This window comes from Bradyrhizobium sp. TM233 (assembly GCF_036247965.1).
GTDB classification, from domain to species: domain Bacteria; phylum Pseudomonadota; class Alphaproteobacteria; order Rhizobiales; family Xanthobacteraceae; genus Bradyrhizobium; species Bradyrhizobium ottawaense.
This window is the reverse complement of the sequence record NZ_BTIG01000001.1, coordinates 337,396-361,309: the sequence shown is the minus strand read 5'-3', so window position 1 is coordinate 361,309 and position 23,914 is coordinate 337,396. Positions and strand designations below refer to the sequence as shown.

The following is a 23,914-nucleotide window of genomic DNA, read 5'->3' as shown; positions in this document are numbered from 1 at the left end:
CCACCTCCGGGATGCAATCGGCCGCACTGCTCGATTTGGATTTGGCAAGTCGCTGGCATGTCGAGCTTGTTGAGCTCGGGCTACCGAAATCCGCGAAGGCTGCGTTGATCAGCCTAGTTGGATTTGGCGTTTTCCTTCGCGTTCTCTTTGGCGTTCTCCGCCGTCGGCGATTCCGCCGGTGGAGGACGCTTTCCGCTGCCGGTGATGCGTTCGATCGCGGAGCGCACGGCGTCGCCCCCCTTGCGATCCTTGAGCATGTCGAGCAGCGGCGCGGAGGCCGGCGAGCGGCGGATCAGGCTTTCCGGATCGGGGAAGATCAGGGGATCGTCCCAGGGGCCCTGCACCACGAATGGCAATTCGAAGCCCGACGTGCTGTTGAGGCTCGCCACGCCCTTCATGTCGTATTCGCGCGTCGGCACCGAGGCGGTGCCGGTGAGCGTGATCTTCGCCGCCGGTCCTTCGACACGGATGTCCTCGGCGGTGGCGACCCCATCGGAGAATTTCACCGCGATGGTGAGATTGTTGTACGGCGTCGAACCATTGCGGAAATTGCCGCCGCCCGACAGCGGCCGCCGCTCCAGGCGCTTCAGCAGCTGCTCGGCATTGAAGCCCGAGATCGCGCCGTCATGACCGGTGACGGTGGCGCTACCGTCGAGCGACTGCACGAGGCCGAACGGGCTCGAGCCCGAGGCGAAGAGCGACACGTTGATGTTGCCGCGGCCGGATAGCTTGTTGAGGCCGAACAGTTCGGTGGCGCAGGCCTGGAGATCGACGTCGGTGAACTGGAATTGCGCCTTGATGTCGGCGACGGTGTCGGAACGCGCGATGCCGAACGAGCCCTTGGCGATGCCGCCATAGACCTGCGCCTCGCCGACCGAGAGCGCCAGCGTGCCGTTGCGCAAATTGGCGCCGATCGCGGTGCGGCCGAGCCTGGTCGGACCGACCGTGAGCTTTGCTGCCGACAGGCGCATGTCGAGGTCGGTCGTCGACAATCCGTTGAGATCGAACAGCTGCCTGTTCCAGTCCCGCGCGCCGCTCGCGAGCAGGCGGAAGGTGGAGATATAAGGCGTGAAGTCGAGCGCGTCGGCGGCAAGCGTCGCCTGCAGCGTCTGCCGGCCGTTATTGGCGTAGGTCATGACGCCCTCGGCGGCATTGCCGTCGAGCTCGACATTGACGTTGGTGAGGGCGATCGAGGCGCCGACGACGTTGGCGCGCGCCTTCAGCACGAAGCGGCCGAAGCCGCCGCTGGCGGGCTGTGGCTGCCCGGTCCAGCGCAGCGCGTTGCGCAAGGAGGGGCTGTCGATCGTCAGCGTGCCCTCCATCATCGGGCTGGTGCGGTTGGCGACGCTGCCGTCGAAGGCGAGCTTGAGCGGCGCGCTGGCGATCCGCGCCTTCAACCCCGAGCGCTCGCCGGAGAGGGCGGCGACGAAATCGGAAAAGCTGATCGAGCCGTCGACACGCTCGCCGCGCCAGTCGAACTGTCCGGTCGCGGCGAAGGAGCGCGAGATCGAAGGCCAGGCCAGCGACAGGTCGATGTCCTCGAACTTCTCGGTGCCGTGCGTGGCGGCGTCCTCGTAGTCGAGCACGCCGTCCTGGATCCGGATTTCGGAGAACGAGACCTGGTTCTCGGCCCCGGGCTTCATGGTGCGCGCGATGGTCTGGATGAAGGGCGTCCAGTTGCTCTGGCCGTCCGGCTTCAGGCTGACATGGATGCGGGGCCGCAGCAGCGTCAGGTCGGAGATCTCGAACCGTTGCAGCAGCAAAGGCAGCAGCCGCAGATTGGCGGTGAGCACGTCGACCTGGAGCGCGGGATCGCTGGTGCCGCCGCCCTTGAGGCCGACGTCACGGAAGGAGATGTAGCTTGCCGGCAGCACGGAAATGTCGATTGCGCCTGCGACACTGAGCTCGAGCCCGGTGACGTCGCGGATCTGCGCTTCGACCGCCCTGCGCAGCGCGTCGCGGTTGATGAGCCATGAGGTCGCGATCAGGGCGATCAGCGCGACACCGAGCAGCGCCGCGATCGGCGTCCCGAGGCGCTTCATTCCTTGGGCCATGGTCAATGGCATGTCCTGATCGGGTTGGTCGTTGGAGCCAGAAGGGCGGGTCGGGAAACCTGCGTGCCCACGCCCAACCCCCGCAACTTGATGGTTTTTCTTGTCGCTTTCAAGGCCGCGGACGGTTCTGCCCACGGTGTGGGCAGCTTCTATCACCCGGGCGCGGTGCGGAGAACCCCGTATCATTGACGGCTTTGGAGGATTTCGCCTAATAATCGCCGCCAATAGGGCGCGACGCCTCCAAGCCGAAGGTTCAGTCGAAGGTTATTTGCATGAACAAGGTCTATCCCGACGCCAAGTCGGCTCTCGACGGCATTTTGAAAGACAACATGATGATCATGTCGGGAGGCTTCGGCCTCTGCGGCATCGCCGAGGAGCTCTCGGACGCGATCCGCGAGTCCGGCGTCAAGGGCCTGACGGTGGTCTCCAACAATGCCGGCGTCGACGGCATCGGGCTCAGCCGCCTCTTGGAAACCCGGCAGATCAAGAAGATGATCTCGTCCTATGTCGGCGAGAACAAGCTGTTCGCCCAGCAATTCCTCGCCGGCGAGCTGGAACTCGAATTCAATCCGCAGGGCACGCTCGCCGAGCGTATCCGCGCCGGCGGCGCCGGCATTCCGGCCTTCTACACCAAGACCGGCGTCGGCACGCTGATCGCCGAAGGCAAGGAAGTGAAGGAGTTCGACGGCGAGAAGTATCTGATGGAACGCGGCCTGTTCGCCGACCTTGCCATCGTGCATGCCTGGAAGGGCGACACCGCCGGTAACCTCATCTACCGCAAGACCGCGCGCAATTTTAACCCGATGATGGCGACCGCCGCCAAGATCACGGTGGCCGAGGTCGAGCATCTGGTTCCGGCCGGTGAACTCAATCCCGACCACATCCATACGCCCGGCATCTTCGTGAAGCGCATCGTCGAGGTCGGCACGGCCAAGAAGCGCATCGAATTCCGCAACACCCGCCCGCGTACCGCCGCTTAAGCGTATCAGGAGACACACATGGCCTGGACCCGTGAACAGATGGCCGCGCGCGCCGCGAAGGAACTGCGTGACGGCTACTACGTCAATCTCGGCATCGGCATCCCGACGCTGGTTTCGAACTTCATCCCCGACGGGGTCGATGTCAGCCTGCAAAGCGAGAACGGCATGCTCGGCATGGGCCCGTTCCCCTATGAAGACGAGGTGGACGCGGACCTGATCAACGCCGGCAAGCAGACGGTGAGCGAGCTGCCCTCGACCTCGTATTTCTCGAGCGCGGATTCTTTCGGCATGATCCGCGGCGGCCACATGGACCTGTCGATCCTCGGTGCCATGCAGGTCGCCCAGAACGGCGATCTCGCCAACTGGATGATCCCCGGCAAGATGGTCAAGGGCATGGGCGGCGCGATGGACCTCGTCGCCGGCGTCAAGCGCGTCGTCGTGGTGATGGAGCATTCGGCCAAGGACGGCTCCAAGCTCCTCAAGAAGTGCAACCTTCCGCTGACCGGCGAGCGCGCCGTCGACATGGTCGTCACGGATCTGGCGGTCTTCACCATCGACAAGCACGGCGACGGCGGCATGGCCCTGATCGAGCTCGCCGACGGCGTCTCGCTCGACGAGGTCAAGGCCAAGACCGAAGCCGAATTCCGCGTGGCGCTGAAGAACAGCTGAGTTAACGATCCGCGAACAATGGGAAATGGCCGGGCTTTGTCCCGGCCATTTTCATTGAATGTACCGACGCGCACTACTTCCACATCGCAATGACGGAGTATGAGGCGCGGCCGAGACTCTGCTATTTCGGGAGTCAGGCCCGGCTAAGACCTCACCGCCCACACCTTGCTCCACCGCGCCGACACGCTGGCGACCCAGGAGGCCTCCTCGCGCACCAGGCGGAAGCCGAGATTGGCGGGCGGCACGCCCTGGGCGCAGCCGCCGGCACGGGCGTCGCGGATGAAATCGGTGACATAGGCGCGGTGAGCGCCCTCGGCGACACGCACGCCGCAGTTCACGGTGGGCCGGCCGGCATTGCCGGCGGCGTCGACACGCGAGCGCACGAAGCAGGTCGAGGTCCATTCCCAGACGTTGCCGGCGAGGTCTTCGACGCCGTGCTCGTTCGGGCCGAACTTGCCGAGCGGATAGGCCGTGGTGTCGGAAAGGTCGCGTTCGGATTCGCGCTCATAGCGGCTGATCCAGCGCTTCGAAGGATCGTCTGCATCGACCGCTGTACCATCATCCCTGAATCTGGATCCGGCCGCAAAGGCCCATTCAGCATCGCTCGGCAGACGGTAATGGTGACCCGTCTTGCGCGACAGCCAGCCTGCATAAGCCTCGGCATCGTGCCAGCTCACCTGCACCGCGGGGCGATCGGCGGCGACCGCGACATCGCGATCGAGCGCGCGGCAGGCGCCGTCCTGCACGCAAAGCTGATAGTCAGATGAGGAGACCTGATTTCGCATGATGTGGAGCGGCCGGTCGACGCGCATCGCGCGGAGTGGCGCTTCCGCCTGCTGCCCGCCGCGTGTGAAATCGCCGGCCTCGCGATAGGACAGGCTGCCCGGTGCGACCCTGACGATCGCAGGCTCCGACGCCGAGCCGTGCACGGCCATGTCCGAGACCAGCGGCGCCATCGCGATCGGACCTGCGAGCCCCGCGGCGCAGGCGAGGGCCAGTTTGAGCTTGAATGCGATCAGCATGGTCGTTCCCCGAAGGAAGAAGGGGCCGGTGATGACCGGCCCCTTGTCGCGTCTAGTTGGTGTTGGCCGCCGGTATTTCGGCAGGTGCCTTTACCTGCATCATCAGATCGTCGTTCCACTTGCCTTCGACCTTGAAGTGCGCGGTGGCGCCGAGGTCTGCGGCCTCGATCAGATTGTGCGTGACGTAGGCATAGATGCCGGGCTGCATGAACTTGTACAGCGCAGCTCCCGCCGAGCCGCCGCGGATGAACCAGGTCTCGAGCCCGACTTCGGGTGCATTGCCGAACTTGCCGGTCTCCCAGACATAGTCGCCATGGCCTCCGATCAGATGCGGACGGCTGTCGCGATTGGCCTGCGAATGCACGATCAGCACGTTCTCGCCGACCTTGGCGGTCAGTGCGTTCTTGCCGGTGAGCGCGCCGACCTTGCCGTTGAACACGACGTGAGAGGGGATCAGCTTCTTCATCACCTCTTCAGTGTCGGTGAAGGCTTCGCCCGGCGAGTCGTAGGACTTGAAATTGCCCTTCTCGTCACGCGGCACATACATGTCCTGCTCGCCGACATAGTAGACCTTGTCGTACTTCAGCGCGTGGCCCTTGCCGTCGTTCAGCCCGTCGCGCGGCAGCACCATCACGGCGCCGTTCATGCCGGAGACGACGTGCCAGGGGATCATCGGGCCGCCCGGGGCGCAGTGGTAGACGAACACGCCGGTCTTGGTTGCCTTCCAGCGCAGCACGACCTGCTCGCCGGGATTGACCAGGGTGAGCGCGCCGCCGCCGAGTGCGCCGGTCGCGGAATGGAAGTCGATGTTGTGCGGCATGGTGTTGGTCGCGGGATTGACCAGCGTCGTTTCGACGTAGTCGCCTTCATGCACGACCATCAGCGGGCCGGGCATCGAACCGTTGAAGGTCATCGCCTGGAACGTGGTGCCCTTCTCGTCGATGACGACCTTCTTCTCCTCGATCGTGAGCTTGAACTCGATGATCTTGGGGCCTTGCTTGGTCGCCTGCTCGTGCGCATGCACGAAGGGCGGAGCGACCAGCTCGACCTTTTGACGCGGCAGTTTGAGATCATCGGCCGCGAAGGCGGGGGTCGCCAGCATCAGCGCGGTCGCGGCGGCGCTGATCAATGCGGCTCTGCGGGTGAACATCGGAAGCATCCTTCATCTGGAAAGGTTTTTGATGACGGATGCAGTGTGCGCTGATCGCGGCAAGAGTGTTTGCGCTGCGACAAGGTTTTGCCGGATTCGGCTCCGCAACAGTACTTAGGTGTCTCAACGGAGCAGGATCGGTGACACCACGTTAACCGCATCCGACGGCGTGATGCGGATGTCGAGGCCGAGCGACCAGCGGCCGGACAGCGGCGCCGACATTCTGACTCGCCACTGATCGTTGCCGACGCGTTCGGCGCTTGCGGTGATCGGCGCCACGCCATGCTCGGGATTGCCGAGCGTGACCTCAACGGCGTCTGCACTCAGCGGCAGTTCGTTCGCATCCTCGAGCTGGATCGCAATCTCGACTGGACCGGCGCGCCCCGGCGAGACTGTGACGTTGGCCATGGCCTTCTCAGCATGGAGATGCGTGAAGAAGCTCTCGTCCGCGTCGGATGTCGCGGCGGCAGGGACCGCCACCTGCTCCGCGCGATGCGCAGGCTCTGCGGCCGCCGTTGTCTTCGTGCTTTCGGGAGCCTGTGCGCCGATGGCCTGCACGTCCAGCGTCACTTTCACCGCGCCGGCGTGCTCGAACGACAACATCACGGGCATCTGGTCGCCGGCATGGAGCGGCACATCGAGACCGATGAACATCAGATGTCCGCCGCCGGGCGCAAGCGTCACGATTTGCCCGGGTGCGATGACAAGCCCCTTGTCGAGCGGGCGCATGGTCATGACACCGTCGTTGACGGCCATCTCGTGGATCTCGGTTCGAAGCGCATGGGCGGCCGATGCGGCCTGCAGCCGCTCCGCCGTGTGGCCCCTGTTCTCGATCGTCAGATAGCCGCCGGCGACCTTGGCTCCGCCGGGCGTCGCCCGGCTCCAGGCCCTGGTGATGACGAGATCGCCGCTGGTCGTGTCGGCTGCGAAGGCGGGCGCCCCGACGAGGCATGTCAGGATGACCGCGCCGGCGACGGCGCGCTTGGATGAGATCATGATCGGGCCCCGGAGAGGACGAGATTAGAAGAGATGTGTGGCAAGCCAGACCGCTGCCCAGATCACCAGCGACAGCACGGCGAAGACACCGATGGCTGCGGCCAGAGCGCCCACGGTGCCGGCCGGGGCCGGTGCGACCGGGGTCGGCCGGAAGTCGTCGAAACGCGGGATATGGCCGCGGACGTCGAGCAAGGAGAGAAACAGTTCGAGTGCAAGAAGCCTCATGGGCAAACGCTCCGGATGGCGTGCGAATTGCCATGATCATGGTCTGGAACCGGCCGCTGTGCTTTGCGCGAGCGCAATGTCCGGGGCACCCCGGCCGACTTTGCGCGAGCGCAAGGTCGCCTCCTCGGATCCGAGGTAGTGGAGTGTATTCCGGGATTTGCCGTGAGGTCTGCACACGGCGGAAATTTACGAATGGGTAAGACATGAGAGCTGATCTTGCGGCGAGCTACGGCGAAGAACGATTGCCACGCTACACGAGCTATCCGACCGCACCGCATTTCTCGACGGCGATCGGAGAAGGCGCCTACGCCAGATGGCTGGCGGAGCTGCCGGCGGGCGCCAGCGCGTCCCTCTATCTTCACGTGCCGTTCTGCCGCGAGATGTGCTGGTATTGCGGCTGCCATACCCAGATCGTCCGCCGCGACGAGCTCATCGCCGGCTATCAGCGGACGCTGCGCAACGAAATCGCGCAGGTCGCCGAAACCATCGGCCGTCGCATCAAGGTGGAGCACATCCATTTCGGCGGCGGCACGCCGACGATCATGCAGCCGGAAGCCTTCGCCGAGTTGATGGCGACGATGCGCCAGAAGTTCTTCGTGCTGCCCTCGGCCGAGATCGCGGTCGAGATCGATCCCCGCACGTTGACCGCCGACATGGTCGAGGCCATGCGGCTCTCCGGCGTCAACCGCGGGAGCCTTGGCGTGCAGAGCTTCGATCCCGTGGTGCAGCGGGCGATCAACCGCGTGCAGAGCTTCGAGCAGACGGCTTCCGTGGTCGACATGCTCCGGGGCGCGGGCATCGAGGGACTCAATTTCGACCTGATCTACGGGCTGCCGCACCAGACCGTCGCGTCGTGTCTGGATACAGTCCGGCGCAGCCTCACGCTCGCGCCCGACCGCTTCTCTGTGTTCGGCTATGCTCATGTGCCGAGCTTCAAGAAGCACCAGCAGATGATCAACGAGGCTGTGTTGCCGGACGGCCTCGCGCGCCACGACCAGGCCTGCGCGATCGCGAATGCATTGAAGGAGGCCGGTTACGTGCAGATCGGGCTCGATCATTTCGCGCGACCAGGCGATTCCATGGCCGTGGCGTTCGAGGAACGGACGCTGCGGCGCAATTTTCAGGGCTACACCACTGACAAGGGCGAAGTGCTGCTCGGTTTCGGCGCGAGCGCGATCGGGCATTTGCCGCAGGGTTACGTCCAGAACGAGGTGCAGATCGGCGCCTATGCGCAAAGCATCGCCGCCGGCCGTCTCGCCACCGCCAAGGGCTATGGGCTCACCGACGACGACCGGCTGCGCGCGGACATCATCGAACGCATCATGTGCGAGTTCAGCGCCGATCTCGGCGACATCTGCGCGCGCCATGGCGCAGAGGCGGGGGCGATGCTGAACTCGGCATCGCGACTGAAGCCGCTGATCTCCGACGGCGTCGTGAGGCTGGACGGCAACCGCCTCGCAGTCGCAAAGGACTCGCGCTTCCTGGTCCGCAGCGTCGCGGCCGCGTTTGACGCGCATCTCAATCCGGCGAAGCAGCTGCACAGCCGGGCTGTGTAGTTCCTCTCTCCGTCATTCCGGCTCGCGCCTCCTGGCGCGAGCGCGAAATCCATTTCAACATCTGATTTGCTGCGCGATGAATTCCGGCTCGTGCTCCGCACGCTCCGGAAATGACGACATTGCTTGCGCTTCGACAAGGAGCCTCCGGTCCGTTCTGCTATCGTCGTTTCGGAACGGAGTTGCCCATGTCTTTCGGATCCGACGATCTGGTCGATGACATCATGCGCACGGCGCCGCACACGATCCGCGTGTTCCTGGCCTTCAGGATGGCTTGTGTCGGTTGCCCGATCGCAACCTTCCACACGGTGGATGATGCCTGCCGCGAGCATGGCATCGACCGCGAAAAATTCCTCGCCGCGTTGTGCGATTGCGTGCCGGCGTGAAGCGGTCTGGAATTCGCGCGGGCGCGCGCGGATTCCCGGGTGAGGGACGGTTTTCGCCGTAAGCGGAAGCGCCCCTCACCCCTATCTCTTCTCCATTCGTATTGGGCGGAGACGCCTTCGCGCGGCTGTCACGCCGCGCCGCTGTCGGCGCTGCGCTCCGCCAATACGACGATCCTGTGCGGATCGCGCAGGATGATGCGCTGACGGCCACTCTCGACGAGCCCTTGGCTCTCCCAGCCGCTCAGGATGCGGCTGACAGTGTGCAGCGTGGTGCCGGTCATCTGGGCGATGTCCTGGCGGCTGATCGGGAAGTCGATCTCGATGCCGTGGTCGAGCTTCTTGCCGGATTGCTTGGCGAGGCGCAGCAGCGCATGCGCGACGCGCTGCTCGACCTGCTGGGTCGACATTTCCAGGATGCGGGTGTGGCTCTCCTGGAGGCGCGTGCCGACGGTCTGGAGCGTGTTAGCGGCCAGCGAAGGAAATCGCTCGACCAGCCGCGGCCAGGCCGAGGTTGGCCAGATCAGCACCACGCTGTCATCGACCGCGATCGCGGTCGCCGGATACTGCACGGCTCCGATCGCCATGGCGAGCCCGAACGTTTCGCCGGGCGCGACGTAGCGGACCACGATCTGCTCGCCGGTCGGCGTGGTCTTGGCGGCGCGGACATGGCCGTGCAGCAGCAGGAAGAAGGACTGTGCGTCCGCGCCCTGTTCGAAGATGGCACTGTTCTTGGGATAGCGCGCCGACCGGGCCTCCCGCAGGATCTCGTCCAGAGCTTCCGGCGTGACCCCGGCAAACAGCGGCAAATGCGCAACCAGCGATGTGTCGACCTTGGCCATTCTGCCTCCTTGGCGCTCGGGAGTGTGATGGCACCTGCAATCGTCTCGCAGTTTGCGATAGCGCAAAACGGGACGGCCGGGTGGCAGTATTTTTCCAGACAACGGCTGATTTTATTGGAGTTGACCCCATGGCTGGCGCCCGATCCCGCAACTTTGAGGGCTGGCCGCTGTTTGCGAACAGTTTTCGGCCCTTTTTCCTGCTCGCCGCGATCCAGGCGGGGCTATCGATCCTGGCCTGGCTGCCGATGTTCTACGGCGAATTGTCGGTGAGTTCCGCGTTCGTGCCGCGCGACTGGCACGTCCACGAGATGCTCTACGGCTTCCTGCCGGCGGTGGTCACCGGGTTCCTGTTCACGGCCATCCCGAACTGGACAGGGCGGCTGCCGATCCAGGGCACCTCGCTGGGGGCGTTAGTGATGGTCTGGCTTGCCGGACGTATCGCGGTGACGTTGTCGGCCGATACCGGCTGGGCGTTCGCGCTTCTCGTCGATGCCGCCTTCCTGGCGCTGGTCGTCGCCGCCGCCGCGCGCGAGATCATCGCAGGCGGCAACTGGCGCAACCTGCCCGTGGTGGCGCTGGTGTCCGTTCTGCTCGCCGGCAATGTCGCTTTTCACCTCGAGGCGCATTACCAGGGCGCGGCCGATGTCAGCATCCGCGTCGGCATCGGTGTGGTCATCCTGCTGATCTCGCTGATCGGAGGCCGCATCATTCCGAGCTTCACCCGCAACTGGCTGGTCAAGTTCAATCCCGGCCGTCTGCCGGTGCCGTTCGGACGCTTCGACGGCGCAGTGATCGGATGCAGCGCGCTCGCGCTCATCTTCTGGATCGTGGCGCCGCTGAATGCCGTCACCGGTGTCCTGATGGCGCTGGTCGGCGGACTGCATCTGGTGCGGCTTGCGCGCTGGGCCGGCGATCGCACTTTTCGCGAGCGACTGCTGGTGATCCTGCATATTGGCTACGTCTTCGTGCCGCTCGGCTTCATCCTGCACGCACTGGCGGTTCTCGGTGTGCTGCCGCCGAGCGCCGGCATCCACGCCTGGATGACGGGTGCGGCGGGAACCATGACGCTGGCGGTGATGACCCGCGCGAGCCTCGGCCATACCGGACAGGCATTGACGGCTTCGCCGGCGACCCAGGGAATCTACGCTGCAATCATCATCGCGGCCTTGGCGCGGGTCGCCGCCGTGGTGTTGCCCGCGCACAGCGATGTGTTGTTGCACATCGCCGCCTGCGGCTGGCTGGTCGCGTTCCTCGGATTTGCCATCGCGTTCGGCCCGCTGCTCGCCGGCAGCCGGCGGCGTGCCCTTGCCACGATGGGCGTGCCCGCTCCGGCGCGCTGAACTCAAGCTGCGGTCGCCGAGGGCGCATCGGGCGGTGCCGGAGGCCGCACGCCCTTGCGCCAGTCGGTGACGGTGCAGCCGAACCGGCCGCGGAACCAGCGCGCCATGGCGCTCTGCGCGGAGAAGCCGAGCTGGGTAGCGATGTCAGCCAGCGGCCGGTCGAGGTCCTCGATCAACTGGATCACGAGATCGGCGCGTTGCGCATCCAGGATGGCCGAGAAGCTGGTGCCGGCTTCGGCCAGATGCCGGTGGATGGTACGGCGGGTGCAGGCAAGATGCTCGGCGACGCGCTCGACCGTGCAGTCGCCGCCGGCGAGCAGGGTCCGCACGACCTCGTCGACCTTCCCTTCCCAACTCGCCGGCCGGGTCTCGATCGCCTCGATCCGCTTGCGCAGATAAGTCGCGATCAGCGGATGCGCGCTCGGAATCCGGCGCTCCATGTCGCGCGCCGACAGCAGGATCGCATCGTCATCGGCGTTGAAGGTCACGCGGCAGCCGTAGAATTCTCGGTAGCGCTTGCGGTCGCGCGGCGGTGGGTAATGCAGGTGGACCTCCTGCGGCCGCCAGTCATGGCCGTACAGCGATTGGATGATGCGGTGGATGCTGCCGAGCGCCATGTCGATCGCCTGGCGCGGCGCGCTCGGCTGCCGGCCGCGCAGGTGCAGCGTGACCGTCACGATCTGCCTGTCGCGCGCAACGTCCAGCCGCATGCCGTCATGATGGATGTGGATGAAGCGCGAGAATGCTTCGATCGCCTCGCCGACGGTTGCCTGTTCGCGCACGATCAGGCCGACCGCACCGAAATTGGTCAGGCCGCCGCGCTCGGCGAGGCGCAAGCCGAAATCTTCGGCGCCGGACGCCGCTGCCGACAATTCGAGCAGACGGCGCAGGCCGGCGACGGCGATGGGTGTGTCGGGCTTGTCGAGGCAGGCCAGCGGCAGCCTGGCCTTGCGCATCATCTGTTTGGGATCGAGCCCGACCGACCGGGCGATTTCCGGGTAATAGCTCAAGCCTGCGCTGCGAACGAGGTCGGTCATGCGAACCGTTCCTGCCAGCCATTCCCGCAGATGTCCCGAAATGTAAAGTTTCTGTCTCGATCCGTCAAATCCAGGAACCGGCCGGAACATACATAGGGGAAACCGAAGCATTGGCGTGAATGCCATGCTCACGACGGCGCGGCAGGGCGATGCGGCCCGCTTTCCGTCTCGGACCATTTGACCAAGACATTGCTGGATCGGAATTATGCCGGGGAACATGCTTTCCAAGGGCGAGGTATTCGTCATCGACACCGACGCTGCCTCCCGCGAACAACTTTCGACCGCGCTCCAACAGAGCGCCTATGACGTGATCTGCTTCGCTGACGGTGCCTCACTTCTGTCCGAAGCGAAGGCGCGGATGCCGGCCTGCGTGCTGATGGAGCTGCCGCCCGATCGCTCCGGCCTCGATATGCTGAGGCGGCTGCGCGAGGAAAACTGCATGGCGCCGGTGCTGGTGACCTCGGCGAATGGCAGCATCGCGATGGCGGTCGACGCCATCAAGAGCGGCGCGGCTGACTTCATCGAAAAGCCGTTCCGCACCCACGATATCATCGGCCGGATCGATGCCGCCATCGACGAATTCGCGCAGCCCGGCACGAACCGGCAGCGCTGGCTGCCCGGCTGCGAGCCCTTGACCGCGCGTGAAGGCGACGTGCTCGAGCACCTCGCCGCCGGCCTCACCAACAAGGAGATCGCCCGGCGCATGCATCTGAGCGCACGGACCGTCGAGGGCTATCGCGCCGGCATCCTGAAGAAAGCCGGGGCCAAGAACGTGACCGACCTGCTCCGCCGCATCTTCGGGCAGGGGTCGCCGACCCAGGCCTGAGACCTGCCGCGGGGCTGCCATACGTTCCGCGGCCTTGGTGCCGCCGCCGCGGCGCCCCACGGAAACCCCAATCGAACCAGTTCCTTCCCTGCCGCGTCCAACCATGTTGGCGAGGCATTTGATCGCGCGCGTCCGGCTGGCGGCGCGGCGATACGGCAGGAGGGACTTCATGCGCATCACCGCAAGATATTTGGCAACGACGAGCCTGGTTCTGGTCACCATGGCGGCGGCGTCGCCATCATGGGCCGCCGATCTGGACGCCACATCGGCGATCGATACGGTCACGGTTTACCCCGATGGCGCCACCGTCACCCGCATCATCACGGTCGACCTGCCGTCCGGGGATTCGACGCTGGTTGCCAAGGACTTCCCGCTTGGTCTCGATGCCTCCTCCATCCGCGTCGAGGGTGAGAGCGGCGCAAAGCTCACCATCGGCACGATCGATGCGCGGTCGCCGCGCGCCGCGCCGGTCAATCTGCCCGAGCTGGAAAAGCGCATCGAGGCCTTGAACGATCAGCGCGCCGATCTGCAAGGCGCGATCGACTCGGCGAATGCGCGGCGCAAGTTTGCGGAGCACTTTGCGGAAACCTCCCCCGCGGGGATCGGCGACAAGGGCGAGGCGCGGCCGATCGCCGAATGGCGCGCGGCCTTTGCTGCGGTCGGCGAAGAAATTGCGAGCGCCGATACCGCCGTCCGTGACGCCACGCGCAAGACGCGCGAGATCGACCGGCAGATCGCCCAACTCGAGGTCGAGCGCAAGGCCAAGCCGCCGAGCAAGCTCGAGGTTCGCATGGATGTTGCCGCGACTGCCGCGACGAAGGCGACGTTGCGCGTGACGTATGCCGTGCGCAATGCGCGCTGGATGCCGCTCTATGACGCCCGGCTCGACACCGGCGCCAAGGACCGCAAGCCGCAGCTCGAGCTGGTCCGCCGCGCCGAGATCACGCAATCGACTGGCGAGGACTGGCCGAACGTGACGCTCGGCGTCTCCACGACGCGCATCAGCCGCGGCGGCAGCGCGCCGGAGCTGCATTCGCTGGTCGCGCAATATCCACAAGTGCCGAGGCCGCTGGCAGCAGGCTCGGTCTCCGATCTGGCGCGGCCCGCCGCTCCCGCACCAATGCTGCGAAAGATGGAAACCGGCGAGTACGCGGCGAGGTCGAGGGCAGACCTCAATATAGCCGAGCGCGCCGAAGAGCAGCAGGCTGTCGCCGAGATCGGCGACTTCCAGGCCACCTTCAAAATCCCCGGCCGTGTCAGCCTCGGCGCCGCCGAGGGCGCCAAGAGCCTTCGGATTGCGTCGATGACCGTGCCTGCCGATCTCGCGGTGCGCGCCGCGCCGGTGATGGATACCACCGCCTTCCTCGAAGCCAGCTTCAAGCAGACCGATGACTCGGCTCTGCTGCCCGGCAAGGTCGCGATCTACCGCGACGGCGTCTTCGTCGGCCGCGGCAAGCTCTCCGCTTCCGCCAAGGACGACATCGTGCGGCTCGGCTTCGGCGCCGACGACAAGGTCAGAATCGAGCGCGCCGTGCTCAAGCGCAACGAGGGCTCGGCCGGTCTCCTGGTCACGACGTCCAAGACCGACGAGCGCACGTTCAAGACCACCATCCGCAACGGTCATGATTTCCCGATCAAGGTCGCGATCGAGGATCAGTTGCCGGTCAGCGAGAGCGAGGACATCGTCGTCGAGATGCTGCCCGCGACCACGCCGCCGACCGCCAGCAACATCCGTGACCGCCGCGGCGTGCTGGAATGGTCGTTCGACGCCAAGCCCGGCGAGGTCAAGGATATCAACTTCGCCTGGCGCATCCGCTGGCCGAAGGACAAGAGCATGGTGATAGTCCCGGCGGGGTAGGTTGTCCGCCCCGAGCGAGATTCGCTCCCTCTCCCGCAAGCGGGGGAGGGAGCGCACCGTCTTTGCAGAAACAGGATTGGCTAAATTTCAATCTGAACTGCCCGCATCGATTGTGGCAACACGTAAGGCACGCCGTCGTCGCCTTGATGGACGACGGCATCGATCTCGAAGATCTCGCGGATGATCTCGCGGGTGACGACATCCGCGCGCGGACCGTCGGCCGTGAGCCTGCCACCCGCCAGCACGACCAGCCGGTCGGCAAAGCGGATCGCGAGATTGAGGTCGTGCAGGATCGCAATCACGGCCGTGCCGCCGGCCGCACGGCGGCGCGCCGCTTCGACGAGGTCGATCTGGTGACGCAGATCCAGACTCGAGGTCGGCTCGTCCAGCAGCAGAAGTCCCGGACCATGCTCGGCTTCGCCGCAGGCGAGCTGCACCAGCACGCGGGCGAAATGGGCGCGCTGCTGCTCGCCGCCTGATAGCGTCGGTAATTGCCGTTCGCGGAAATGCGCGAGCCCAACCTCGTCGAGGGCAGCGTCGACGAGCGAGCCTGCCTCACGCCCGCTGCGTTCGCCCGCGCCCATCAGCACGATCTCCTCGACGGTGAAGGGGAAGGTGACGTTGATGTGCTGGGACAGCATGGCGCGGCGCGCGGCGAGTTCGCGCGGCGCATAGCTGCTGATATCGCGCTGTTTCAGGCGTACCGCACCCGCGTTCGGGCGGAGATCGCCGGAGAGCAGCCGCAGCAGCGTCGACTTGCCGGCGCCGTTCGGGCCGATGATCGCGACCATCTCGCCGGCCGCAACCGTCAGGCCGACGCCATCGAGTAGCGTCGCGCGGCCGGCGCGCTTGCTCAAGGCATGCGCCTCGACCACGGCACTCATAGCGGAGCGAGCTCGCGCTGCCGCAGCAGGATGAAGAGGAAGACCGGCGCGCCGACCGCCGCGGTCAGGATGCCCGATCGGCATCTCCGCCGGCGCCACGATCGTGCGCGCCAGCGTGTCGGCGCCGACCATCAGGATCGCACCTGATAGCACCGAGGCCGGCAACAATAGCCGATGCGTAGGTCCAATGACGAGACGGAGCAGATGCGGCACGACGATGCCGACGAAGCCGATGACGCCGCTGATCGACACTGCGACGCCGGTCATGGCGGAGACCATGACGATCGAGATCCGTTTGAGGCGCTCGACGTCAACACCGCCATGAAAGGCGTCGGCCTCGCCGAGCACCAGGAGATCGAGGCCGCGTGCGATGAAGGTACAGGTGGCAAGCCCGACGATGAGGATCGGCGCCAGCACGGCGGCCTTGGTCCAGGTCGCCCCGCTCATGGAGCCCAGCAGCCAGAACGTGATGTCGCGGAGCTGGCGGTCGTCGGCGATGAACACCAGAAGCCCGATGCCGGCATTGGCGATGGCGGTGATGGCGACGCCGGCTAGCAGGAAGACCGCGATCGAGGTGCGCCCCGAGCGGCTCGAGATGCCGTAGAGGATCGCGGTCGTGGCCAGCGATCCCGCGAATGCCGCGAGCGGCAGGAGCTCGGTCTGGAGGAAGCGCAGCGTCTCGCCGAAGCGCGAATCGGTGAAGACGATCGCGCTTGCGGCTGCCAGCGCGCCGCCGCTGGAGACGCCGACCAGCGCGGGATCGGCGAGCGGGTTACGAAACAGCCCTTGCATGATCGCGCCGGCGGCGGCGAGCAGGCCACCGACCATCGCCGCCGCGGCGATCCGGGGGACGCGGATCGACCACAGCACGAGCTGGTCGCGGCCCGTCATGGCCGTGCCTTCGCCTGATAGCCCGAGTGCGGCAGGCAGGCGGGAGAGGGGGATGCCGGCGGCGCCGAAGCTCAGCGCGACGATCGCGGCGACCGCGAGCACCGCAATCAGGAGAGGGATCGCGATCGATGCGGACCGCCGTCTCGCGCTGGCGCGTCGTCCCAGGCTGCGCGCTTCCGTGCCGATCGCCACGCTCATTGCCGGCAATTCGCCGCCGGCAGCGCCGAAGTGAATGCAGCGCCCGGTTCTGCCAATGCCGGATAGAGTTTTACCGAGAGATCGCGCGCCGCCGCTGCCGTCCGTGGCCCGAAGCCAAGCAGGTAGAGCCCGTCCATGGTGATGAGGCTCTTGTTGGCCGCGACCGGCGTCAGGGCGAAGCCGGGATGGGCATAGATCGCGTCGGCAGGAAGCGAGTCCTTGCCGCGCTCGATCGACAGCACCACATCGGGTCTCGCCGCCGCGATCGCCTCGTCACCGATGATCTTGTAGCCGTCGAAATCGTCGACGGCGTTGGCGGCGCCGGCGAGCTGGATGATCTCGTCGGCCGCGGTCTTGTGACCCGCGACCATGGCGCGCCCGTTCTGCAGCGACATCACGAACATCACGCGCACCGGCTTGGTCACCTTGGCGCGCAGGGTGCGCAGCTGAGCAAAATCGGCGCCGACCGCGGCGCTCAGGCACGCGGCGCGCGCGTCGACGCCCATGGCGTGGCCGACCAGTCTTATCTTCTCGATCAGGCCGTCCTCGGAGAAGGTGTCGGGCACCAGCACCAACGGCACCTTCGCCGTTTCCAGGATCTCCATGGTAGCGTGCGGGCCCGAGCCCTGGATCGCCAGGATCAGAGTGGGGTTGAGGCCCAACACGCCTTCGGCAGAGATCTGGCGCATATAGCCGACATTGGGTTTGTCTTGTAGTGCCGCCGCTGGATAAAGGCTCGTGGTGTCGACGCCGACCAGCCGGCTCTCGAGCCCGAGCGCATAGATGATCTCGGTGATGGCGCCGCCGATCGAGACCGTGCGCGCGAAGTCGGTCACGGCGATGTCGCGATTGCGCGCGTCATGCACGGTGATGCCGGCGGCGTGCGCGACAGAGGCGAGCGCGATCGCACTGGAGAGCAAGAGGCTTGTGAGGGTGCGACAAAATGTCATTTAAGGCTACTTCGTCAGGATCAGCTTGTTCTGCGAGGTCAGGCGAAGCCGATAGCTGTCCTCGCCATGCGCGATGATGATCTCGCGCTCGGCCGCAAACAGCTCGCGGCTGTCGATCCGGCTCCCTCGCATGGTGAGCGTTCTCGTTGTCGCAGAAGAGCTTCCTGCCGACTCCGCTGCGCCGCCGCCGCTGTCTCCTGATGTTGCTGACATGTTGGGTGTGATGCGCTTTCGAAACTCTGGAGTGCTGCTTGTTTGTATAAGCGGCACGAAGCGCATTCCAACGGCTGCAATTTACAATCGATATAAACTGCAACCTTGTGACATTGACCGTCAGAGTGTTGCCACGTAACCAATTATGGCGGCAGGGCGACTTGCCCGCGTCTTGAGAAAATCAGCCAGCCAGTCGTTCGCGTTGCGAACGCACGCCAGCCAAAAGACCTGAAAAACAGAGTGAAGTGCAGGCTGGGGCTGATATGGCTGACGGGGCTAGGTATTCGTGCGCCTTGATTTTGGGCGCGTCGGTGGTTTCATTTGCGGCAATGACGACGGAGAGCGGTCTTGCGCAGACCGCATCGCCGCAAGCCGAAAGTGCGTCGACGGAACGGCCGAAGCAGGCCAAGCGCAAGCAGGCGAAGCCGCCAGTTGCACAGCAGGCAACGCCGGAGATGATGAACGCCCGAGCCCAGGCCGGCGGCACGACGCCGGTTCAGGCGCTCGACACCATCACCGCAGCCGCAACGAAGACCAAGGAGCGCGCCATCGACTCGCTCGCGCCGGTCAGTTCGATCTCGCTCGACCAGATTCAGGGACTTCAGCCGAACCGGCTGTCGGGCATCTTCTATGCTGTCCCCGGCGTGTCTTTCCAGGAGCGCGGCGACGATCCCGCGACCGTCATCAACATCCGCGGCCTGCAGGAGTTCGGGCGCGTTGCGGTGGTCGTCGATGGTGCGCGCCAGAACTACCAGCGCACCGGTCATAACGCCAGCGGCTCCTTCTTCCTCGATCCTGAATTGGTCGGCGGCGTCGACGTCGTGCGCGGCCCGACCGCCAACATCTACGGCTCCGGCGCGATCGGCGGCCTGGTCTCGTTCCGCACCAAGGACATCGACGATGTGCTGCGTCCCGGCGAGCGCTGGGGCGTCGATCTCTCGGGCTCCTACGGCTCCAACAACAATCGCGGCCTCGGCTCGGTCTTCGGCGGCGTGCGCGCCACACCGGACGTCGATATCTTCGGCGGGGCGGTCTATCGCACGCAAGGCAATTACAAGGACGGCAACGGCACCGAGATCGGCAATACCGGCAACCAGGTCGAGAGTGGGCTGATGAAGCTCACGGTGCGTCCCGCCCTCGGCCACGAGGTCAAGTTCGGCGCCATCTTCCAGGACTATCAATACGATGTCGGCCAGTTCAACAGGGGGCCCGTCGCGACCGCCGCCCAGCGCGCGCTCTATCAGGGCTCGTCGGTCTACGCTTCCGATGCCAAGAACTACACCGGAACGATCACCTGGAATTATGCGCTGCCGAGTGACAATTTGTTCGACTGGCACATGTCAGTCTACGGCAACCGCGTCGATAACGACCAGACCAAGACCTACCACTATTCGACCTCGGGTGCGGCTTTGTGCGGCACCGGCAATTTCGGCAACAACATCTCCGGCTGCGTCGGCGACAAGCGCGGCTATGTCCTCAATACCTACGGCATCGACGCCAACAACACCACGCGGTTCAACGTCGGTGACTGGCGCAACGCACTCACCGTGGGCTTCGATGCGTTTCAGGATGATGTGATCACGACCGACAGCCGCGGCAATTCCAACATCACCACGCCGAGCGGCATCCGCACCGTGTCGGGCGGTTTCCTGCAGTTGAAGCAGAACTACAGCACCTGGTTCGAGGCCGTGAGCGCGATCCGTTACGATCGCTACGATCTGGAGTCGGGCAAGACCAACGGCAGCGGCGACCGCTTCTCGCCGAAGATCACCCTTGGCGTCACGCCCGTTCCCGGCTTCCAGCCCTATGTCAGCTACGCCGAAGGCTATCGCGCTCCGTCGATCACCGAGACCGTGATCTCAGGCGCGCATGCGACCGGTGGCGGGCCGGCCTTCTTCCCCTGTCCTGACGGGACCGTCGGTCTGTTCTGCTTCCTGCCGAACCCGAACCTTCGACCCGAGGTCGGCAAGAACAAGGAGGTCGGCTTCAATCTGAAGTACGACAACATCTTCAGCGCCAGTGACTCCTTCCGCGGCAAGATCAATCTGTTCCGCAACGATGTCAGCGATTACATCGACCTCGTCGCCTCGGCGCCGGTCCCGACCGGGTTTGGCTCGTTCAGCCAGTTCTACCAGTACCAGAACATCGCGCAGGCCCGGATCCAGGGTTTTGAGGCGGAGACGATGTACGATGCCGGCAGCTGGTTCATCGGTGTCGCCGGCCATTACATCCAGGGCAAGAACGCTGTGACCAATGTCGGGCTCGCGACCATTACCCCGCGCAAGGTCGTCACGACCGGCGGTGTCCGCCTGCTCGACCGCACGCTGATCCTGACGGCGCAGTGGGCCTCGTTCGGTGCCAACAACGACGTACCCGCCGGCTATCTGCCTGCAACCGGGTACGAGCTGGTCAATCTGTACATGACCTACAACGCGACGAAGGACATCGTGTTCTCGGCGTCGATCGACAATCTCTTGAACCAGTACTACCGGCCTTACGCCATTCCCGGCACGTCGACCGACGGCACCACGCAGAACGACGTACTGTGGTCGAGCCCCGGACCGGGCCGGGTCTACAAGGCCGGCATGAAGATCCATTTTGGAGGTGCGTAGCCGCCAGCTTCGCAGCACCACATCTCCGCCAGGCCGCGCTGATGCTCCAGCGCGGCTTCAGTGCGCTTCGTTTTGATCAGAAGGAGAGACTTCGATGTTCATCGCTATGAATCGTTTCCAGGTGAAGAAGGGCGCGGAGACCGCGTTCGAAACCGTCTGGGCCACGCGCGAATCCTATCTTGGCAGCATGCCGGGCTTCGTCGAGTTTCACCTGCTGAAGGGCCCGGAGGCCGAGGACCACACGCTCTATTCGTCGCACACCAGCTGGGTCGACAAGGCGGCGTTCGAGGCCTGGACGCGCTCGGACCAATTTCGTCGTGCCCATGCCCGCGCCGACAACCCGACCGGCGAGAGCCTGTATCTCGGCCATCCCAGGTTCGAAGGCTTCGAGGTAATCCAGAGCGAGCGCAAGGCCGCGGCCGCCTAGATCGCAATGGCAGAGGAGCCGGACATGTTGAGCACCGATCTTGCCGACCTCAGGGTCCATATGGCCGACAATCCGGGCGGGGTGATCGAGGACGTTGCGCGTGAGCGCAACGTCAGCCCGCGCGCGGTGATCGAGGCGCTGCCATCCGCCATGGTGCGGATCGGTGGCGGCGAGCACTTTGCCACCGCCATGCAGGACATCGCGGAGTGGGGCGAGGTCACGCTGATCGTGCACACCGATGATGCGATCTTCGAATTCACGGGCGCCATTCCCGCCGGCGAGATCGGCCGCGGCTATTTCAACCTGATGCAGCCGAAGGGTCTGCACGGCCATCTTCGCCACGAGCGTTGCGCAGGCGTCGCCTTCGTCGAGCGCCCGTTCATGGGCAAGTCGTCGGCCTTCGTCGCGTTCGTGAACGCCGATGGCGGCATCATGTTCAAGGTGTTCGTCGGCCGCGACGAGACAAGGGCGCTGCGGACGGATCAGCTGACGCGGTTCCGGCAGCTTGCGGCCCGGATCGCGGAGCAGTCGGCTGCGTAGCTTTCTCTGTCTATCGGGAGATCAGGATGCAGGGCATTTTTGGGCTTCGGCGCGTGATCGGATCCATCCTGCTGGCTGCACTTGCGCCGACACCGGCCTTCGCGATCGACGAAGCCCTGTTGCCGCGCAATCTGTCGCCCTGGGGCATGTTCGCCAGTGCCGACATCGTTGTGAAGACAGTGATGGTCGGGCTCGCCGTCGCCTCGCTGGCGACATGGACGGTGTGGCTCGCCAAGACCATCGAGCTGCGTCGCAAGGGGGCGCTCGCCTTGCAGCGGACGCGCGCGCTCGAAGGCAATATGACGCTGGCCGAGGCATCGGCACGGGCCGGTGACGCGCATGACGCCGTCGCCCAACTGATCCAGTCCTGCGCCAGGGAAGCCGAGCTCTCCGGCGGCATTCTCGACGACGGCCTCCAGGAGCGGGTCGCGCTGCGGCTCGAGCGGGTTGAAGCGGCGATGTCCAGGCAGATCGCGCGCGGCACCGGCGTGCTCGCGACCATCGGCGCCACTGCGCCCTTCGTCGGGCTGTTCGGGACCGTCTGGGGCATCATGAACGCCTTCATCGGCATCTCCGAGAGCCACACCACCAGCCTCGCGGTGGTCGCGCCCGGCATCGCGGAGGCGTTGCTCGCCACCGCACTCGGCCTCGTCGCGGCGATCCCGGCGGTCGTGATCTACAATCATCTCGTCCGCGGCATCGCCAATTATCGCGCCCTGCTCGGCGATGCCTCGGCGCAGCTCATGTTGCTGGTCAGCCGCCAGCGCGACCACAGAGAATTCCGCCTGGCACGGGCGGCGGAGTAGGCCATGGGCGCAAAGCTCGGCGCACGCTCGCCGCTCAAGCGTGGCGACCCCGATGATCTCGACGTCACGCACGAGATCAACGTCACGCCCTTCATCGACGTGATGCTGGTGCTCCTGATCATCTTCATGGTGGCAGCCCCGCTCGCCACCGTCGACATCGGCGTCGATCTGCCGGCAACCGCCGCCGAGCCGGCGCCGCGGCCCGACAAGCCGGTCTTCGTCACCGTCAAGGCGGACATGTCCATCGCAGTTGGCGAAGACGTTGTCGCCCGCGACGCACTCAGCACCTCGCTCGACACCGCCACCAAAGGCCGCAAGGACGAGCGCATCTATCTGCGCGCCGACAAGGCGGTCTCCTACGGTGACCTGATGGAGGTGATGAACACCCTGCGCAACGCCGGTTATCTCAAGGTCGCGCTGGTCGGCCTCGACGGACGTAGCTGATGAGTGCCAACACCTTCGCCCTGCACGAGCCGCTTCGAGAGCGTGAAGCCACGCGCTGGGGCCTTTCGGCGGTGGTGATCGTGATGTTGCATGCGGTTGTCGCGCTGCTTGCGATGAATTGGATCAGGTCGCAACCGGAACAGGGCGTCAGCCTGCCGGCGATCATGGTCGACATGGCACAGGTGACCTCGGCGCCGCAGTCGACGCAGGATGATGTTGCGCCGGGACCGGCGATGCAGGAGGCCGACGCCTCGCCGCCGGAGCCCGTGCAGCAGCAGATGGCAGAGGAGACGATCGCGCCGACGCCGCCGCAGGAGAAGCCGGATGTCGTGGCGCCGCCGGAGCAGAAGCCGGAGCCGACCCCTGCCAGGCCGGAGCCCGCGAAGATCGTGCCGGTCGAAAAGCCGGCCCCGGTGAAGCCGAAGGTGGTTCGCCGCGAGGCCAAGAAGCCCTCGGAGGCGACGCCCGCGCCGCGCACCAGCGCACCACCGCGCGCCGAGCGCGAGGCGCCGTTGGCATCGGCCCAGAGCGCCGGCGCGGCGGCCTCCGTGATTGCATCCTACAATCAACGCGTCCGCGCGCATTTGATGCGCTTTCACCAATATCCGTCCGCCGGTGGCGGCGCGCGCGGTATTGCGAGATTGAGCTTCACGCTCAGCCGGAGCGGGCAGGTCACGTCCAGCCGCCTTGCCGGCTCATCCGGCGTGGCCGCCTTTGATGCCCAGGCGATGTCGATGGTGCGTCAGGCCTCACCATTTCCGCCGGTGCCGGACGAGATCAGGAATGGGTCGATGAGCTTTTCGATCCCCGTGGAGTTCACGGTGCGGTAGTCGGCCGTCCCAACAAACTCAGCCGTCGTCCCGGACAAGCGCGCCCTAAGCGCGCGCAGATCCGGGACCCATAACCACAGGGGCGCGTTTGACGAAGATTCGTCGCCACCATCTCGTGCCACAATCCCGCCTGGGGTTAGGGGTCCCGGATCTGCGCTTGCGCTTGTCCGGGACGACGGCGGAG

General features: G+C 65.5%; 23 protein-coding genes and 1 pseudogene. 13 read left to right on the top strand and 11 right to left on the bottom strand.

What is annotated here, in order from left to right; translation table 11 throughout:
* Nucleotides 1–113 precede the first annotated feature (113 nt).
* Entirely contained in the window at nucleotides 114–2,054 is a 1,941-nt protein-coding gene (locus AABA86_RS01735; RefSeq protein ID WP_161966528.1) for an AsmA family protein, read from the bottom strand.
* 272 nt (nucleotides 2,055–2,326) lie between these two features.
* Between AABA86_RS01735 and AABA86_RS01730 the strand changes: the two genes are divergently transcribed.
* Complete coding sequence (locus AABA86_RS01730) at nucleotides 2,327–3,034, top strand: CoA transferase subunit A (protein WP_011089830.1); 708 nt, start codon at nucleotides 2,327–2,329, stop codon at nucleotides 3,032–3,034.
* A gap of 18 nt (nucleotides 3,035–3,052) precedes the next feature.
* On the top strand, nucleotides 3,053–3,703 hold the full coding sequence (locus AABA86_RS01725) for a 3-oxoacid CoA-transferase subunit B (RefSeq protein WP_338305544.1): 651 nt from the start codon (nucleotides 3,053–3,055) through the stop codon (nucleotides 3,701–3,703).
* Nucleotides 3,704–3,846: 143 nt separating this feature from the next.
* Here AABA86_RS01725 and AABA86_RS01720 read toward each other — a convergent pair whose 3' ends face one another.
* The 4 genes from AABA86_RS01720 to AABA86_RS01705 all read right to left on the bottom strand — a co-directional run bounded on the left by AABA86_RS01720 (nucleotide 3,847) and on the right by AABA86_RS01705 (nucleotide 7,096).
* Nucleotides 3,847–4,725: an SUMF1/EgtB/PvdO family nonheme iron enzyme gene (locus AABA86_RS01720; protein WP_338305543.1), complete on the bottom strand. Its 879-nt coding sequence runs from the start codon at nucleotides 4,723–4,725 to the stop codon at nucleotides 3,847–3,849.
* A 52-nt stretch (nucleotides 4,726–4,777) separates the two neighbouring features.
* Complete coding sequence (nirK, locus tag AABA86_RS01715; protein ID WP_212248760.1) at nucleotides 4,778–5,875, bottom strand: copper-containing nitrite reductase; 1,098 nt, start codon at nucleotides 5,873–5,875, stop codon at nucleotides 4,778–4,780.
* Between the two features lie 123 nt (nucleotides 5,876–5,998).
* Nucleotides 5,999–6,871, bottom strand: coding sequence for a copper chaperone PCu(A)C (locus tag AABA86_RS01710; RefSeq protein ID WP_338305542.1), 873 nt, complete (start codon nucleotides 6,869–6,871; stop codon nucleotides 5,999–6,001).
* 24 nt (nucleotides 6,872–6,895) lie between these two features.
* Nucleotides 6,896–7,096: a hypothetical protein gene (locus tag AABA86_RS01705; protein ID WP_338305540.1), complete on the bottom strand. Its 201-nt coding sequence runs from the start codon at nucleotides 7,094–7,096 to the stop codon at nucleotides 6,896–6,898.
* 203 nt (nucleotides 7,097–7,299) lie between these two features.
* On the opposite strand from AABA86_RS01705, the gene hemN reads away from it, so the two are divergent.
* Nucleotides 7,300–8,652, top strand: a complete 1,353-nt coding sequence (gene hemN / locus AABA86_RS01700) for an oxygen-independent coproporphyrinogen III oxidase (RefSeq protein ID WP_212248762.1) — start codon at nucleotides 7,300–7,302, stop codon at nucleotides 8,650–8,652.
* Nucleotides 8,653–8,837: 185 nt separating this feature from the next.
* Entirely contained in the window at nucleotides 8,838–9,035 is a 198-nt protein-coding gene (locus AABA86_RS01695; RefSeq protein ID WP_028140266.1) for a DUF1858 domain-containing protein, read from the top strand.
* 128 nt (nucleotides 9,036–9,163) lie between these two features.
* Here AABA86_RS01695 and AABA86_RS01690 read toward each other — a convergent pair whose 3' ends face one another.
* Entirely contained in the window at nucleotides 9,164–9,874 is a 711-nt protein-coding gene (locus tag AABA86_RS01690) for a Crp/Fnr family transcriptional regulator (protein WP_212248763.1), read from the bottom strand.
* A gap of 128 nt (nucleotides 9,875–10,002) precedes the next feature.
* Between AABA86_RS01690 and AABA86_RS01685 the strand changes: the two genes are divergently transcribed.
* A complete protein-coding gene (locus AABA86_RS01685) occupies nucleotides 10,003–11,214 on the top strand; it encodes an NnrS family protein (protein ID WP_338305539.1) in 1,212 nt (403 codons plus the stop codon).
* A 2-nt stretch (nucleotides 11,215–11,216) separates the two neighbouring features.
* On the opposite strand, the gene AABA86_RS01680 is transcribed toward AABA86_RS01685, so the two are convergent.
* Entirely contained in the window at nucleotides 11,217–12,251 is a 1,035-nt protein-coding gene (locus tag AABA86_RS01680; RefSeq protein ID WP_338305537.1) for an AraC family transcriptional regulator, read from the bottom strand.
* A 205-nt stretch (nucleotides 12,252–12,456) separates the two neighbouring features.
* On the opposite strand from AABA86_RS01680, the gene AABA86_RS01675 reads away from it, so the two are divergent.
* Both AABA86_RS01675 and AABA86_RS01670 read left to right on the top strand, forming a co-directional pair.
* Entirely contained in the window at nucleotides 12,457–13,077 is a 621-nt protein-coding gene (locus AABA86_RS01675) for a response regulator transcription factor (RefSeq protein ID WP_212248766.1), read from the top strand.
* 169 nt (nucleotides 13,078–13,246) lie between these two features.
* Nucleotides 13,247–14,935 (top strand): mucoidy inhibitor MuiA family protein, encoded by a 1,689-nt coding sequence (locus AABA86_RS01670; RefSeq protein ID WP_338305536.1) that lies wholly within the window; start codon nucleotides 13,247–13,249, stop codon nucleotides 14,933–14,935.
* A gap of 80 nt (nucleotides 14,936–15,015) precedes the next feature.
* Here the strand turns inward: AABA86_RS01670 and AABA86_RS01665 are convergent, their stop codons facing one another.
* The 4 genes and pseudogenes from AABA86_RS01665 to AABA86_RS01650 all read right to left on the bottom strand — a co-directional run bounded on the left by AABA86_RS01665 (nucleotide 15,016) and on the right by AABA86_RS01650 (nucleotide 18,071).
* Entirely contained in the window at nucleotides 15,016–15,819 is an 804-nt protein-coding gene (locus tag AABA86_RS01665; RefSeq protein WP_338305535.1) for a heme ABC transporter ATP-binding protein, read from the bottom strand.
* A pseudogene (locus tag AABA86_RS01660) lies at nucleotides 15,816–16,908 on the bottom strand (FecCD family ABC transporter permease). The gene AABA86_RS01665 and the pseudogene AABA86_RS01660 overlap by 4 nt, the downstream one beginning before the upstream one ends.
* The gene (locus tag AABA86_RS01655) at nucleotides 16,905–17,858 is read right to left on the bottom strand and encodes a heme/hemin ABC transporter substrate-binding protein (RefSeq protein WP_338305534.1); all 954 of its coding nucleotides are present in this window, start codon (nucleotides 17,856–17,858) and stop codon (nucleotides 16,905–16,907) included. The pseudogene AABA86_RS01660 and the gene AABA86_RS01655 overlap by 4 nt, the downstream one beginning before the upstream one ends.
* 6 nt (nucleotides 17,859–17,864) lie before the next feature.
* Nucleotides 17,865–18,071, bottom strand: coding sequence for a hemin uptake protein HemP (locus AABA86_RS01650; RefSeq protein ID WP_338306136.1), 207 nt, complete (start codon nucleotides 18,069–18,071; stop codon nucleotides 17,865–17,867).
* Nucleotides 18,072–18,334: 263 nt separating this feature from the next.
* Here AABA86_RS01650 and AABA86_RS01645 point away from each other — a divergent pair, with 263 nt between their 5' ends.
* From AABA86_RS01645 to AABA86_RS01620, 6 genes are all read left to right on the top strand, one after another.
* Nucleotides 18,335–20,683, top strand: a complete 2,349-nt coding sequence (locus AABA86_RS01645) for a TonB-dependent hemoglobin/transferrin/lactoferrin family receptor (protein ID WP_338305533.1) — start codon at nucleotides 18,335–18,337, stop codon at nucleotides 20,681–20,683.
* Nucleotides 20,684–20,777: 94 nt separating this feature from the next.
* Entirely contained in the window at nucleotides 20,778–21,110 is a 333-nt protein-coding gene (locus tag AABA86_RS01640; protein ID WP_338305531.1) for an antibiotic biosynthesis monooxygenase family protein, read from the top strand.
* 24 nt (nucleotides 21,111–21,134) lie between these two features.
* Nucleotides 21,135–21,650 (top strand): heme utilization cystosolic carrier protein HutX, encoded by a 516-nt coding sequence (hutX, locus tag AABA86_RS01635; protein WP_338305530.1) that lies wholly within the window; start codon nucleotides 21,135–21,137, stop codon nucleotides 21,648–21,650.
* Nucleotides 21,651–21,676: 26 nt separating this feature from the next.
* Nucleotides 21,677–22,456: a tonB-system energizer ExbB gene (exbB, locus tag AABA86_RS01630; RefSeq protein ID WP_338305529.1), complete on the top strand. Its 780-nt coding sequence runs from the start codon at nucleotides 21,677–21,679 to the stop codon at nucleotides 22,454–22,456.
* 3 nt (nucleotides 22,457–22,459) lie between these two features.
* Nucleotides 22,460–22,900 (top strand): TonB system transport protein ExbD, encoded by a 441-nt coding sequence (gene exbD, locus AABA86_RS01625; protein ID WP_338305528.1) that lies wholly within the window; start codon nucleotides 22,460–22,462, stop codon nucleotides 22,898–22,900.
* The gene (locus AABA86_RS01620) at nucleotides 22,900–23,730 is read left to right on the top strand and encodes an energy transducer TonB (RefSeq protein WP_338305527.1); all 831 of its coding nucleotides are present in this window, start codon (nucleotides 22,900–22,902) and stop codon (nucleotides 23,728–23,730) included. The genes exbD and AABA86_RS01620 overlap by 1 nt, the downstream gene beginning before the upstream one ends.
* Nucleotides 23,731–23,914 lie beyond the last annotated feature (184 nt).